The organism is Amycolatopsis regifaucium (assembly GCF_001613935.1).
GTDB lineage: Bacteria > Actinomycetota > Actinomycetes > Mycobacteriales > Pseudonocardiaceae > Amycolatopsis > Amycolatopsis regifaucium.
Genome location: NZ_LQCI01000034.1, coordinates 122274 through 136419 on the forward strand (window position 1 = coordinate 122274; position 14146 = coordinate 136419).

Consider the following 14146-nt stretch of genomic DNA (forward strand, 5'->3'; position numbering starts at 1 on the left):
CGCGGCACCCGCGCCGTACACGACAGTTTTCACCTCACGCGAGGCCGCGGCTGGCAGCGCGGGCACGAAAAGGACGAACGGTTCATGAAGGGATCGCGCCGGATCGGCGTCCCGCATCGACCGCAGGGCAGGCCTTCCTGACCGTAAGCGTCGAGCGATCGGTCGAAGTACCCGGACTCGCCGTTGATGTTGACGTACAGCGCGTCGAACGATGTCCCGCCCGCGACGAGTGCGGCGGCCATCACGTCACTGGCGGCGGTGAGGACCGTCCGGCCCTGGGCAGCGGTGAGCCGGTCGGTCGGGCGGGCCCAGTGAAGCTTCGAGCGCCAGAGAGCTTCGTCCGCGTAGATGTTGCCGATACCGGAGACGAGGGTCTGGTCGAGCAGGGCGCGTTTGATCTCCGTCCGCCGCGATCGCAGCGCGCGGACGGCCCGGTCGAGGTCGAACCGCGGGTCCATCGGATCGCGGGCGATATGCGCGATGGTGCTGGGCAGCGCCGTCCCGTCGACCTCGGTGAGTTCCGCGAGGGCGAGACCGCCGAAGGTCCGCTGGTCGACGAAGCGCAACTCCGGACCGTTGTCGGCGAAGCGAAAACGCACGCGAAGGTGCTTCTCGTCGGGCGCGTTTTCGGGTTGGACGAGCATCTGGCCGCTCATCCCGAGGTGGGCGAGCATGGCTTGGCCGTCCGAAAGATCGAGCCAAAGGTATTTGCCGCGACGGCGGGCGGCGGTGATCTTGGTACCGGAAAGCCGTCCGGTGAAGTCCTCGGCGCCGAGTTCGTGACGGCGGATCGCGCGCGCGTGCAGGACTTCGACCTCGGTGATCGTCCGGCCGGAGACGTGGGCCTCCAGTCCGGCACGGACCACCTCGACCTCGGGGAGTTCGGGCATGGCGTCGATTCTCCCACCGGCCCTCGTGAGTGGTAATGACGGCCGGAACCGTCATTACCATTCACGAGGGAGGGCGGACTCAGGTCGTTTTCGGCGGCTGCTCGACGTCGAGTTCGGCCGAAAGCTGACGCCAGGCCGTCTCGGCGGCCTTCTGCTCGGCTTCCTTTTTCGTCGTCCCCGAGCCGTAGCCGAGTTCACGCCCGCCGACGAGCACGGTGGCGCTGAACTCCTTGCGGTGATCGGGACCGGTGTCCTCGACCTTGTACTCGGGCACACCGAGCCCCGCCGACGCCGTCAGCTCCTGGAGGCTGGTCTTCCAGTCCAGGCCGGCACCACGCAGCGGTGCTTCGGCGAGCAGGCCGTCGAACAGGTGGTGCACGAGCTGGCGCGCGATCTCGATGCCGTGCTGCTGATACGCGGCGCCGATGACGGCTTCGAGCCCATCGGCGAGGATGCTCGGCTTGTCCCGGCCGCCGGTGAGCTCTTCCCCCTTGCCCAGCAACAGGTGCTTGCCCAGCCCGCCCTCACCGAGGCCGCGCGCGACCCGGGCCAGCGCGTGCATGTTGACCACGCTGGCACGGAGCTTCGCGAGCTGACCTTCGGCCAGGTCGGGATGCGTGTTGTAGAGGTGGTCGGTGACGACCAGACCCAGCACGGCGTCCCCGAGGAACTCCAAGCGCTCGTTCGGTGGCAACCCACCGTTCTCATAGGCATAAGAACGGTGGGTCAGCGACAGCGTCAGCAGCTCGGGTTCGATGGTGATCCCGAGCGCTTCGAGCAACGGTGCGGGGTCGGCGGGCGGTCCACCGGCCGACTTACCCCCCATGTCGTCAGCCGCCGATCAGGCGGGCTCGACGACCTGGCGACCGTTGTGCTGGCCGCAGGCCGGGCACGCGATGTGCTGGAGCTTCGGCTGCTTGCAGGCGCGGTTGGAGCAGGGCACCAGCTGCACCGGAGCCGCCTTCCACTGGCTGCGGCGCGCGCGGGTGTTGGATCGCGACATCTTCCGCTTCGGGACGGCCACGAGTAGATCTCCTTCAGACGGTCTGCCCGCGGTCGCGAGCGAACTTGCTTCTCCGGAACGAGCTGGTGCTCGTCAGGCTTGCTTTCCGGGGCCATCAGCCTGGTCATCGTCCGTTTCGTCGCCGAAACGATCAACCAGCGCGGCCCACCGAGGGTCTATCTTCTCATGCCCGTGACCGGGCTCGAGATCGGCCCACTTGACACCGCATTCGATGCACAGACCCTGGCAGTCCTCGGTGCACAGCGGGGCCAGCGGAAGGGCGAGCACCACCGCGTCGCGCACCGTCGGCTCGAGGTCGATCCGGTCGTCCACCAGGCGAGGGATCTCGTCCTCGTCGGTGGTCTCCTCGGTCGCGGAGCCGGGGTAGGCGAAGAGCTCGGTCAGGTCGACCTCGACGTCCTCGGTGATCGGATCGAGGCACCGCGAGCAGTGACCCGTCGCGACGGCGGACGCCGTGCCGCTGACGAGCACGCCCTCGACGACGGACTCCAGGATCAGGTCGAGTTCCAGGCTGGAGCCGGCGTCGATGGTGATGACGTCGGGCACCCCGAGCGCGGTCTCGACGGGGATGGCACGGTGGACGGCCTTGCTCAGGCCGGCGTGACGGCCGAGTTCACGGGTGTCGAGCACCCAGGGGTTCCGGCCGTCCAGTTGCGCGGGCCTGGCCTGCGGCGACTTGTTCTCAGACATCGGTCACCAGGGTACGCAGGTACCGCCACCGGTTTACGGGCACGGTCCGTGAAGGCCTGGCGGACGCTAGGAAAGGTCCTTTCCTGGCGAATTTTGCGAGGAAAGGACCTTTCCTTGCGCGCGCGGCGACAGCGGCTAGGACTGGTAGTCGTACAGGGAGGTCCGGCTGTTGCCCGGCAGGTTGACCGGGGACCGCAGGTGGTTGCGCCCGGAGTCGACCGTCCGCAGCGTGGTCGCGAGCAGTTCCGAGAACTCGGCCAGCTTGCCGTCGACGTAGGCGTCGCAGTCGCTCCGCTGCTTGTCGGCTTCGATGTGCGCCTCGTCGACGATGCGGGCCGCCTCGCCGTGCGCGGCCTGGACCACCTCGGTCTGCGAGACGAGCCGGGCCTGCTCGACGCGGCCGTCCTCGATGGCGCGCTCGTAGGCGTCGCGACCGGCCTGGATCATCCGCTCCGACTCGGCCCGCGAGCGGTCGGTGAGGTTCTGGAACTCCGCCTGTCCGGCGGCGACCATGCGCTCGGCCTCGTCGTGCGCGTCGCTCATCATCTGCTCGGCGCGGGCCCGGGCGTCGGCGAGGATGCGCTCGGCTTCGGCCTGCGCCTCGGCGACCGTGCGGTCCGCCTCCGTGTTCGCGGTGGAAATCGTCTCCGCGGCCTCGGTGCGGGCGGTCTGGATCAGCTGGTCACGCTTGTCGAGGACGTCCTGCGCGTCGTCCACTTCACCCGGCAGGGCGTCGCGGATGTCGTCGAGCAGTTCGAGGGTGTCCCCGCGTGGAACGACACAACTGGAGGTCATCGGCACGCCGCGGGCTTCCTCCACGATGGTGACGAGCTCGTCGAGCGCCTCGAAAACCCGGTACACGGCCCACTCCCTACCTACAGCGATCTACCTACAGCGATCCCCACATTCCCTGGGCTCAGTTTGCCCTCATCGCCGCCGTAAGGGGTGAAAGCGCGCGGTACCGGGCGTGTCCCGCCCGGTACCGCGCGCCATGATCACCGAAGGGTCAGCCCCGGATCCAGGACGAGCCTCAGCAACTGCCGGTCGTTCAGCGACGGGCCGCGGGGGCCGCTCAGTGCCCCGAGGTCCGTCACGGTGACCGCAGTGCCGTCGGCCAGGAACGCGATCGCGTCACGACCGCTGACCGATTCGACGGTCGTCCCCTTCGGATCCGCTCCGGGGTTGCCCTTCTCGTTGATCACGACCCGCGTCCCGCCCGGCTGGGGCAGCACCTCGCACCGCAGGGGTTTTCACCACGAGTCCTCCGGGGCACGCTGTCCGGTCGGAATATTCCTTCCTGGTCGAGACCACGCCGGTGAGCGTCACGTTGAACCCGCGTTCCACGTTCGAGGCGTCCCGATAGCGCACGCTCGCGGTCATCACGTCCCACTCGGCCGGGTAGTAGTCCTGTTCGAATTCGCCGAAGGTGAACTCGGTCGCGCCGGGCAGCAGATTCATGACCGTCTTCCGCAGATGCTCGAGGTTTCGCGCCTTCTGCGCCGTGAGATCCACCAGTGGCGTGTGCTCGTCCGGTCTCACCTGGGGCGGAAGCGCCGAGGACGTAGGAGCGGCAGGTGCCACCTTCGCCGGCCCGTCCCCCGGTGCCACGAACACCACCGGCAGCGCCTTTTCCCTGGCGAACTCCCTGAAGCCCGCATCGTCCCCAGACCGCATCGTGCCTCCTCGTCGGCGTTCCGGTGTATCTCACGGACGGGGAGGCACGAAATGTTGCAAGCCGGGAATCAACCGGCGAGATTCACCAGTCCGAAGGTCGTGTAGCGGTCCGGCGTGTAGACGATCTCGCCGCCCTTGCCGGAGATCACGCGATCGCTCGTGCCCACCGGGAACAGCTGGTAGTAACCGGCGGCGCAGGACGGCAGCACACCTTCTCGGTTCTCGTAGACCGTTCCGGCCGCGCCGCCGCGCGCGGAGTCGACGACGGACTTCGCCGCGGAGGACAGCGTGGAGTAGCCGACCTTCGCCAGCTTCGAGGTGTCACCGCACGTCGGCGAAGGAGTGCCGTCGACGTCGATCACGGAGAAGGTCGCGTAGTGGTCGCCGGTGTAGAAGAACTCCCCGCCCGACCCGGTGACGATGCGGCGCGCGCCGCGGTCGGGCGAGCCCGGGGTCGGCACGGTGTACTCGTGGTAGTAGCTCGAAGCGCACTTCGGGAGGATGTTCTCCCGGTTCGAGAAGACCGTTCCGTCCTTGTCCGGGTAAGGGAACGGGCCACCCTTCTTGATGAGGTGGTAGGTCGTCGTGGCCTCGGAGGGCAGCGACGAGAGCGCCGAATGCTTGAATCCGGTGAGATCCCCACATGGGTTCTGCTGGACCGAGATGACCGTTTCCGCGGTCGTGGCCTGCGCGACAGCGATCCCACCGAAGAAGGTGACTACCAGAACGAGCAGCGTGGCGGTGATCCGCGATCGTTTGTTGGTCATTTTCGGACCGTAACTCGACCGTGTATTCACCAGAAGTCGCCGAGATGAACTCTTCACCGCCGCTCACCGCTGACCGACCAACGGCTTCGGCCGTTCGGGTCAATCTCGTTCGGAGTACTTCTCCATGAGCCGTTTGAACACTACCGGCGGAACCAGGTGCTCGATGTCGCCGCCGAGCGCGGCGACCTCCTTGACCAGCGAGCTGGACACGAAGCCGTACGCCGGGTTGTTCGCCATCAGCAGCGTCTCGAGGCCGGTCAGCTCGCGGTTCATCTGCGCCATCTGGAGTTCGTAGTCGAAGTCGCTGACCGATCGCAGCCCCTTCGCGACGGCGACGATGTCGTTCTCGCGGCAGTAGTCGACCAGGAGGCCTTGCCAGGAGTCGACGCGCACATTCGGCAGCTTCGCGGTGATCTCGCGCAGCATGTCCATCCGTTCCTCGACGGTGAACAGGCCCTTCTTGCTCTTGTTCACCCCCACCGCGACGACGACCTCGTCGAAGAGCTTGGCCGCCCGTTCGATGATGTCGAGATGTCCATTGGTGGCCGGGTCGTAGGACCCGGAACAGACCGCACGCCGCATGCGCGGACGCTACCAAGGAGCAGGGGCCCCTGCGCGTTGATCCGTGCGCCGTCTCACACCTGATATTCCGCCCAGTAGAGGGCGGTGTCGCCGTAGCGCTTCGTCCGCGTCGGCTCGAACCCCGGCGGCCAGTCCGGTTCGCCGTCCCGCGCGGCCCGTTCGATCACCACCAGCGCGCCGTCCGCGACCCACCGGCCCGCCGCGAGCGCGGCCAAGACCTCCCCCAGGCGGGTGGAATCCACGGCGTACGGCGGATCCGCGAGGACGACGTCGAACGTTTCCGGCGCCGGCGCGGAGAGCACGGACTCGACCGCACCGGCGCGGACCGTGCCACCGAGCCCCAGCGCGGCGACGTTCCCCTTGAGCACTTCGACCGCACGCCGGTCGGACTCGACGAACAACGCGCCCGCCGCACCGCGCGACAGCGCCTCCAGCCCGAGCGCGCCCGAACCGGCGTAAAGGTCCAGGACCTGGGTCCCTTGCAGCTCGCCGGCGACTTCCAACGCGTTGAACAGCGCTTCGCGTACGCGTTCCGATGTGGGCCTCGTGCCCTTCGGAGGGACCTTCAACCGCCTGCCGCCCGCGGTCCCCGCCACGATCCTGGTCATTGGAGCATCGTGCCTCAACGGCATCCGCCGCGGGCGTTGGACGGGACTTGGTGAACCCGCCGCTCACCTCGCGTAGAGTCGTCCTTCGCCCTCGGAGGCGATAGAAGCGTTTAGGAGCGTTGCGTGTCCGAACCTCGGGTCAGACGGGCCGAGATCGCCATCGAGCAAGCCCATGTGGACAGGGTCTACACCCGGCTCGCCGAATTGCGTGCCCAGGCTGAGGCCATGCGTACCAAGGGCTATGAGATCGGTCATGGCGCGGGTCGTGAAGCCATCTTCGAACAGGCGTCGATGCTGTTCGAGCGCGACATGATGGTCTATCACGCCAACCAGACCCTCCAGACCCTCGACGCGGAGTACGAGGGCCTGGTGTTCGGCAGGCTCGACCATCTCGACAACGACCACATCTACGTCGGCCGTCTCGGCATCCGCGACGCCGAGTTCGACAACCTCGTCACCGACTGGCGCGCGCCCGCGGCGGCGGCGTTCTACCAGGCGACCGCCGAGGAGCCGATGGACGTCGTCCGGCGCCGGGTGATCCGGTGCTCGGGGCAGAACGTGCTCGACGTCGACGACGACGTCCTGATCGCCGACGCGGTCCCCGAGGACATGCAGATCGTCGGCGAAGGCGCGCTGATGGCCGCGCTCGGGCGCTCGCGTGGCGAGAAGATGCGCGACATCGTCGCCACCATCCAGAAGGAGCAGGACGAGGTCATCCGGGCGCCGTGGCGCGGGGTCACGGAGATCACCGGCGGCCCCGGCACCGGGAAGACCGCGGTCGCGCTGCACCGCGCGGCGTACCTGCTCTACCGCCACCGCCGTCAGCTCGGCGGCGCGGGCGTCCTGGTGATCGGCCCGTCCGGGGTGTTCACCAGCTACATCTCGCGGGTGCTGCCGTCGATGGGTGAGACGAACGTCGAACTGCGCGCGCTCGGCGAGGTCCTCGACGGCCTCGAAGCGACCCGTCAGGACCCGGCCCCGCTGGCCGCGATCAAGGGATCGCTGCGGATGCGCAAGATCCTGCTGCGCGCGCTGCGGGACACGCCGGAAGACGCGCCGGAGGACATGAAGATCGTCTACCGCGGCGAGGTGCTGCGGCTCAACGCGCGCGAGCTCGACAAGGTGCGCCGCAAGGTGCACACCGCGGGCGGTCCGCCGAACCGGTCGCGGATCCGCGCCGCCGAGCTGCTGCTCGACGCGCTCGCCGCGAAGGCCGACCAGCACGCGAAGGACGACGGCCGTCAGATCGACAAGGCCGAACTGATCACCGAACTCGGCGAGCGCATCGAATTCCACCGGTTCCTGGTGGTCTGGTGGCCGACCCTGTACCCGGCGCAGATCCTGCGCTGGCTCGGTGTGGAGAAGCGGCTCGCCGCCGCGGCGAAGGGTCTGCTCAACCGGACCGAGATCAGCATGCTCGCGGCCGACTTCGCCGACCGTTCGCGCGGCTGGACCATCGCGGACGTCGCACTCCTCGACGAGCTGCGCGTCCTGCTCGGCGAGCCGCCGAAGCGACGCAAGGGCAGGCAGAGCATCGAGGTCAACCCGGACCGCGGCGGCGCTCCGACCAGGCCCGAACACTACGACGAGTACTCGCATGTGGTCGTCGACGAGTCCCAGGACCTTTCGCCGATGCAGTGGCGGATGGTCGGACGGCGCGGCAAGTACGCGAGTTGGACCGTGGTCGGCGACCCGGTGCAGAGCTCGTGGCCGGATCCGGCCGAGGCCGCGCTGGCGCGGGACCAGGCCTTCGGGCTCAAGACGACGCGGCGCCGGTTCACCCTGCGCACCAACTACCGGAACTCGGCGGAGATCTTCGACCTGGCCGCGAAGGTCGTCGCCGGGCACGCGGAGGCCGACGAGCTTCCGCGCGCGGTGCGGCAGACCGGCATCACGCCGGAGGTCCGGCCGGTCGAGGCCGCCGGGCTGGAGGCGGCGACGCAGGCCGCGGTGAAGGAACTCCTGGGTGCCGTCGAAGGCACCGTCGGCGTGATCACCGCCATGGACCGGGTGCCCGAGGTCGAGGGCTGGCTCGCCGAACTCCTCGACGAGCGGCTCAAGGTCGTCGGCAGCCTCGACTCCAAGGGCCTCGAGTACGACGCCGTCGTCCTGGTGGAGCCGAACGACCTCATCACGGAGTCGACGACCGGTCGTCGCGTGCTGTACGTGGCCCTGACGCGGGCGACCCAGCAGCTGACGGTGCTCGCCTCGAACCCCGACTGGATCCCGGCGGCCTGACCACCCTCGCGTTCAGTCCTCTGGATGCGGTACTTGCACGCGCAACTACCGCATCCAGAGGACTGAACGCGGGCGGGTGCGGGCGTGAAAAAGCTGAAGGGCTCCTTCAGGGCACTGGTGAATGTCCTGAAGGAGCCCTTCAGACCCCCGGTGAGTGAACGATGTGGGGACGCATCGCACGTCCAGGGGTATTTCTAGCGCCAATTCGTTGTTCGGTGTCACGGCGTCGTCACCGAACAACAACGCCGAACAACGAATTCGCGGTGGTCACGGGCACGGCGGCCGGTAATCGAGCCCCGGCAGGTGTTGTTCCCACTCCGCGGGCGTGATCCGCGGGTGGACGGTCGCGCAGATCCGTTCGGCGGCCTGTTCGGGGCTGGTTTCCCACAACCGCACGCTCCCATCGGCGACGGAGCCCGCGAGCGTGTGCCCGTCCGGCGCGAACGTCACCGCGTTGACCCGGTCGACATCGTCGGTCAGGACCGCCGATTCACGGACGACCCCGGGATCGGAGACATCCCATAGTCGCACGGACCGGTCGTAGCTGCCGGTCGCGAAGGTTTTCAGGTCCACACTGAACGACACCGAGACGACGTTGTCCGTGTGCCCGGTCAGCAGCGCGGCCTCGCGAGGAGCCGCCGGGTCCCGCACGTCCCAGATCCGCGCGGTGCGGTCGGCGCTGCCGGTGGCGACGCGTTTGCCGTCGGGGCTGTAGGCCACCGAGAACACCGTGTCGGAGTGTCCCTTCAGCACCGAAAGCTGCTTCGGCGCCTTCACGACGGAGATGTCCCACAGCCTCGCGGTGTGATCCCAGCCGCCGCTCAGCAGGGTGCGGCCGTCCGGGCCGAACGCGAGCGAATGGACGTCGTCCTCGTGTCCGGTGAGGGTCGCGAGTGCGACGGGTCGCCGGAGGTCGGCCACGTCCCACAGTTTCACCGTGTGCCCGGTGCCCGCGGTCGCGAGCGTCCGGCCGTCCGGACTGAACGCGACCGGGTCGATCTCGTCCTCCGGCCGGTCGAAGACACCGGCGTCGACAGGTTCGCGCGGATCACCGACGTCGATCAGCCGCATCGTGTGGTCCCAGGCACCGGCGGCGAGCGCCCGGCCGTCGGGGCTGAACGCGAGACCGCAGACCCCCTGGCCGAAACCCGTGACCTTGCTCAGCTCGCGCGGATTCCGGTGGTCGGAGACGTCGACCAGGCGCACCACGCCGTCCTGGCTGCCGGTGGCCAGCAGTTTCCCGTCTGCGCTGAACACCGCCCGGCAGGCCGACCTCGCCGGACCACTGATCGCGGGGCCCGGCAGATCCCACAGCCGCACCGTCTGATCGTCGCTCGCGGTCACCAGCGTGCGGCCGTCGCGGGAGAACACCGACCAGACCACGGCGGCGGTGTGCCCGGTGAGCGGCAGTTTCTCGCGTGGCTTCTGCGGATCGGCGACGTCCCACAACCGCACGTTGCGGTCGAAACCGGTCGTGGCCAGCTCCGTCCCGTCGGGACTGAACGCCACGGACCGCACGATGCTCTTGTGCGCGGCCATCGTCCCCAGCGGCTGCGGCGCCATCGGGTCGGCGATGTTCCACAGGCGCGACGTCTGGTCCGCGCTCGCGGTGGCGAGCACGCGGCCGTCCGGGCTGAACGCCGCGGCGTGGACGATGCCGGTGTGCCCGGTCGCCACCCCGAGCGGCCTGGCCTTGAGCGGCTCGGCGACGTCCCACAGCCGCACGGTCTTGTCGGCGCCGGTCGAGGCGAGCGTTCGTCCGTCCGGCGCGTACGCGAGGCCGTTGATGTTGCCGGTGTGCCCGGGGAGGGTGGCCACGAGCACCGGCTTCGCGAGGTCCCGGACGTCGAACAGGCGGACCGTGCCGTCGCCGTCCGCGGTGGCGAGCACCGGCGCCACCGGGCTGAACACGACCGCGTTGACCCGGCTCGGATGGTCCCCGATCACCACCCCCGGTCCGGGTTTCGCCGGATCGGCGACGTTCCACAGGCGCGCGGTCTTGTCCCAGCCCGCCGTCGCGACGGCGTGGCCGTCACCGCTGAACGCCACCGAATTGACGTTGGCGGTGTGCCCGGACAGCGTGGCCAGTTCGACCGGACGATGGGGATCCCTGAGCGACCACAGCTTGGCCGTCTGGTCCCAGCTGCCGGTCACCAGCACCTGACCGTCACCGCGCAGGGCGGCGGAGTTGACCCGGTGGCCGTGCCCGGCGACGCGGGTCGAGTACGGCGACTCGAGCATGCCGAGCACGCTGCCGCGGGTGTCCACACTCGGATCGACGCGGTAGGCCGCCAGCGCGAGCTGCGCGGCCAGCGCCGGATTCGTCGCCCGCATCGCGATGGCCTGTCCGGCGACCTTCTGCGCGAGCGCGCTGTTGCGCTGACTGGTCGCGGTCTGCTCGGCACGGACGGCGTACACCATCGCGGCCGTCGCCAGCACCAGCAGCACGGCCAGGAGCGCGACCAGCTGGCGCAGCCGCCGGGTGCGGCGCCGCGCGATGGCCTGTTCGTGGTTCTCGATGGCCACGCTCGCGTCGAGGAACCGGCGTTCGCGCTGGGAAAGAGCGCTTTCGTGCTCGGCAGCCCATTCCATCGCGATGGCCAGCCGCGCACCGCGGTAGAGCCAGCCGTCGTCGCGGCCGACCGATTCCCAGGCGTCGGTGGCCTCGGTGAGCTGGCGGTGCACGCGCAGGCCCTCGCGATCCTCGGCGAGCCACTCGCGCAGGCGCGGCCAGCCGCGGATCAGTGCCTCGTGCGCGATCTCGATGCCGTTGTCGTCGAGGGTGACCAGCCGCGACGACGCCAGCCTGTCCAGCACGACGGCGACGTCCGGATCGTCGGCGTCCACCTCGTCGCGGGTGATGCGGCGCTTGGTGTCCTCGGTGCCTTCGCCGAGCGCGGTCATCCGCAGGAAGATCTGGTTCGCCAGGCGCTGCTGACGTTCGCTCAGCGAGGTGAAGGTGTGTTCGGACGTCTGCGCGACCGAGCGCTCGATGCCGCCGGTGGATTCGTAGCCGGTGAGGGTGAGGGTGTTGCCGTGACGGCGGCGCCAGGTCTCCAGCAACGCGTGCGAGAGCAGCGGCAGCACGCCGGGCTGTCCGGTCGCGTCGGCGACGAGGCGGGAGACCAGCGCGTTCTCGACCCGGTACCCGGCGTCGATCGCCGGCCGCGAGATGGCCTGCCGCAGCTCCTCGGTGCTCATCGGGCCGACGAGGATCTGCGCGTCCTGCATGGCCTCGACCAGGTCGGGATGCCGCGCGCAATGCGTGTAGAAGTCGGTGCGGATGCCGAGGACGACCCTGGTCCGGCTCTCCGGCTCCGTCGTCGCGGTGACGAGCGCGGACAGGAAGGCCGCCCGCTCGTCGGCGTCCTGGCAGAGCGTGAAGACCTCTTCGAACTGGTCGACGACCAGCACGACGTCGCCATCGCGGTCGGCGACCAGCTGACGGGCGGCGAGACCGAGGTTGCGCGGATGCTCGGTGAACTCGGCGAGCAGGCCGCCGGGCGCGAGTCCGAGCGCGGCGCCGTACTGGACGGCGCACTCCTGCAGCGGACGCGAGCCGGGGGTCATCAGCAGCGTGACGGAGTCCTCGGCGACGGCGGGCAGCAGACCCGCCCGGAGCAACGACGACTTACCGGAACCGGAAGCGCCCAGAACCGCCAGAAATCGTTGTCCCGATAGCCGGGTGACGAGTTTTTCGACAAGTCGTTCACGACCGAAGAATCGGCTCGCGTCGGCGGGTCCGAATGCGGTCAAGCCGATATAAGGGGCCGATTCCCCATTGCCCGGGGCAACCGGTGAATCGCTGACTCCACGGCGCGTCCGCTCGGTCACGTCGTGCCAGCGGGCCTCCCACTCCGCCTCGGGCCCGTCGCACGCCCGGACATAGGCCAAGGTCACCGCCAAGCTGGGCATCTTCTTCCCGCCGGCGGCTTCGGACAGGGTGCCCGCGGAGTAGTGGGCACGCCTGCCCAGCTCGCGGTACGTCGGGTTTCCGGCTTTCTCCCGCAATCGCCGGAGATCGGCGGCGAACTCCAGCAACGGATCGTCCCCGGGGTCCAAAGGTCGCTCCGGACGCGGCACCCTTAATCCTTTCTTTTCAGTGGTTTTCCCACAGCCGTATAAGGGGCAACCGTACCGGGAAACGGCGGAAGTCCGCCGGGTACGGGTTCCCTCGCGCCGGTTAATTTCGATCGTTTGACAGGTGTCCGGAGTCACGGGAAGGGATCAAGGGCCGGACGCGTTGTACCGATGCGTGACCTCCTTGCCTGACATCCCGCTGTCCGTACTCGACCTCTCGCCCGTCGTGGCCGGGGGCGGCGTTGGCGAATCGCTGCGCAACACCCTCGACCTCGCCCGCCGGACCGAGGCGCTCGGCTACCACCGCTACTGGCTCGCCGAGCACCACAACATGCCCGGTATCGCGAGCTCCGCGACCGCGGTGATGATCGGCCAGGTCGCGGCCGCCACCGAACGCATCCGGGTCGGCTCCGGCGGGGTCATGTTGCCGAACCACGCGCCGCTGGTGGTGGCCGAGCAGTTCGGCACCCTGGAGGCGTTCCACCCCGGCCGGATCGACCTCGGCATCGGCCGCGCGCCCGGCACCGACCAGCGGACCGCGCTGGCGCTGCGCGGCCCCGGCGGGCTCACCGCGGAGAACTTCCCCCAGCAGTTCGCGGAGCTGCTCGCCTACTTCGAGCACTCCGACCAGCGCGCGGTCAACGCCGTGACCGCCGAGGGCAACAAGCCGCCGGTGTGGCTGCTCGGGTCGAGCGGCTTCAGCGCGCGGATGGCGGGCGAACTGGGCCTGCCGTTCTCGTTCGCGCACCACTTCAGCGCCGAGAACACGCTTCCCGCCGTGGCGCTCTACCGCGACTCGTTCACCCCGTCGGACGTGCTGGACGAGCCGTACGTGATGCTGGGCGTGTCCGTGGTGGCCGCCGAGACCGACGAGCGGGCCCAGTACCTGGCCGCCCCGAGCGGCCTGACGTTCCTCAGCCTCCGCAAGGGCCGCCCGATCCCGCTGCCGACGCCGGAGGAGGCCGCGGCCTACCCGTACACCGACATCGAGCGCGTGTTCATCGAGGACCGGGCTGCGAGCAGCATCATCGGGTCGCCCGAGACGGTCCACAAGGGACTCGAAACCCTGCTGGCCGACACGGGCGCGAACGAGCTGATGATCACGACCATGGTGTACGACCAGGCCGACCGGGTGCGGTCGTACGAATTGGTGGCCGAACTGGCTCGCTGAGGCGACCCTGTCCCGTGCGTGTCCGTGAAGGCCTCCTTCCCTACGCTCAAGGTAGGGAAGGAGGCCTTCACGGATTTCCCGGCTTGAGGTCGCGGGTGAGGGTCGGGCAAGGCGAACATGTCGTGATGGAGCCGACCGGCTCTTGACCGTCCGCAAGGGACGCTCTCGAGAGCATGGCGCCCGCTTCAGGCCCCTGCGGGCGCGTGAGTCCGGTAGCGAGCCCGTGCCCGGGCGCGAACGGGGCCCCTCGCGCCACCGAACACGAAAGAACCGACAAGACCCCCACCGGCCTTTGTCATAAAAGAACAAGAATTCACCGGTTACCAGGACGTGACGTCTTGATCACACCGAAGTTCTTGTCACCAAGCAGGCACATGATTAGCGTACCGACCAGTAGGAAACCGCACGGTAACACCCCGTTG

At 69.0% G+C, this 14146-nt stretch carries 12 protein-coding genes; 2 read left to right on the forward strand and 10 right to left on the reverse strand.

The window, feature by feature from the left end:
* Window positions 1–29: 29 nt before the first annotated feature.
* The 9 genes from mutM to rsmD all read right to left on the reverse strand — a co-directional run bounded on the left by mutM (window position 30) and on the right by rsmD (window position 6235).
* On the reverse strand, window positions 30–890 hold the full coding sequence (mutM, locus tag AVL48_RS24350; RefSeq protein ID WP_061986821.1) for a bifunctional DNA-formamidopyrimidine glycosylase/DNA-(apurinic or apyrimidinic site) lyase: 861 nt from the start codon (window positions 888–890) through the stop codon (window positions 30–32).
* A 79-nt stretch (window positions 891–969) separates the two neighbouring features.
* Entirely contained in the window at window positions 970–1716 is a 747-nt protein-coding gene (gene rnc / locus AVL48_RS24355; protein ID WP_177242288.1) for a ribonuclease III, read from the reverse strand.
* A gap of 15 nt (window positions 1717–1731) precedes the next feature.
* The gene (gene rpmF / locus AVL48_RS24360) at window positions 1732–1914 is read right to left on the reverse strand and encodes a 50S ribosomal protein L32 (protein WP_005160412.1); all 183 of its coding nucleotides are present in this window, start codon (window positions 1912–1914) and stop codon (window positions 1732–1734) included.
* A 72-nt stretch (window positions 1915–1986) separates the two neighbouring features.
* The gene (locus AVL48_RS24365) at window positions 1987–2604 is read right to left on the reverse strand and encodes a YceD family protein (RefSeq protein WP_061986819.1); all 618 of its coding nucleotides are present in this window, start codon (window positions 2602–2604) and stop codon (window positions 1987–1989) included.
* Window positions 2605–2739: 135 nt separating this feature from the next.
* Window positions 2740–3465, reverse strand: coding sequence for a DivIVA domain-containing protein (locus tag AVL48_RS24370; protein WP_061986817.1), 726 nt, complete (start codon window positions 3463–3465; stop codon window positions 2740–2742).
* A 134-nt stretch (window positions 3466–3599) separates the two neighbouring features.
* Window positions 3600–3836 (reverse strand): hypothetical protein, encoded by a 237-nt coding sequence (locus tag AVL48_RS24375; RefSeq protein ID WP_061986816.1) that lies wholly within the window; start codon window positions 3834–3836, stop codon window positions 3600–3602.
* Between the two features lie 510 nt (window positions 3837–4346).
* Window positions 4347–5045 carry a ribonuclease domain-containing protein gene (locus AVL48_RS24380; protein WP_061986814.1) on the reverse strand — a complete coding sequence of 233 codons (699 nt, stop codon included), beginning with the start codon at window positions 5043–5045 and terminating at the stop codon, window positions 4347–4349.
* A gap of 99 nt (window positions 5046–5144) precedes the next feature.
* Complete coding sequence (gene coaD, locus AVL48_RS24385; protein ID WP_061986812.1) at window positions 5145–5627, reverse strand: pantetheine-phosphate adenylyltransferase; 483 nt, start codon at window positions 5625–5627, stop codon at window positions 5145–5147.
* Window positions 5628–5680: 53 nt separating this feature from the next.
* Window positions 5681–6235 (reverse strand): 16S rRNA (guanine(966)-N(2))-methyltransferase RsmD, encoded by a 555-nt coding sequence (gene rsmD, locus AVL48_RS24390; protein WP_061986810.1) that lies wholly within the window; start codon window positions 6233–6235, stop codon window positions 5681–5683.
* Window positions 6236–6358: 123 nt separating this feature from the next.
* On the opposite strand from rsmD, the gene AVL48_RS24395 reads away from it, so the two are divergent.
* On the forward strand, window positions 6359–8473 hold the full coding sequence (locus tag AVL48_RS24395; RefSeq protein ID WP_061986807.1) for a HelD family protein: 2115 nt from the start codon (window positions 6359–6361) through the stop codon (window positions 8471–8473).
* Window positions 8474–8740: 267 nt separating this feature from the next.
* On the opposite strand, the gene AVL48_RS24400 is transcribed toward AVL48_RS24395, so the two are convergent.
* A complete protein-coding gene (locus AVL48_RS24400) occupies window positions 8741–12556 on the reverse strand; it encodes an nSTAND1 domain-containing NTPase (RefSeq protein ID WP_428839395.1) in 3816 nt (1271 codons plus the stop codon).
* Window positions 12557–12728: 172 nt separating this feature from the next.
* On the opposite strand from AVL48_RS24400, the gene AVL48_RS24405 reads away from it, so the two are divergent.
* Window positions 12729–13724 carry an LLM class flavin-dependent oxidoreductase gene (locus tag AVL48_RS24405; RefSeq protein ID WP_177242287.1) on the forward strand — a complete coding sequence of 332 codons (996 nt, stop codon included), beginning with the start codon at window positions 12729–12731 and terminating at the stop codon, window positions 13722–13724.
* The last annotated feature ends 422 nt before the right edge of the window (window positions 13725–14146 follow it).

Excerpts from the sequence above, each read along its gene's own strand:
- mutM (WP_061986821.1), bottom strand. The coding sequence starts at position 890 with ATGCCCGAACTCCCCGAGGTCGAGGTGGTCCGTGCCGGACTGGAGGCC.
- rnc (WP_177242288.1), bottom strand. The coding sequence starts at position 1,716 with ATGGGGGGTAAGTCGGCCGGTGGACCGCCCGCCGACCCCGCACCGTTG.
- AVL48_RS24365 (WP_061986819.1), bottom strand. The coding sequence starts at position 2,604 with ATGTCTGAGAACAAGTCGCCGCAGGCCAGGCCCGCGCAACTGGACGGC.
- AVL48_RS24380 (WP_061986814.1), bottom strand. The coding sequence starts at position 5,045 with ATGACCAACAAACGATCGCGGATCACCGCCACGCTGCTCGTTCTGGTA.
- coaD (WP_061986812.1), bottom strand. The coding sequence starts at position 5,627 with ATGCGGCGTGCGGTCTGTTCCGGGTCCTACGACCCGGCCACCAATGGA.
- rsmD (WP_061986810.1), bottom strand. The coding sequence starts at position 6,235 with ATGACCAGGATCGTGGCGGGGACCGCGGGCGGCAGGCGGTTGAAGGTC.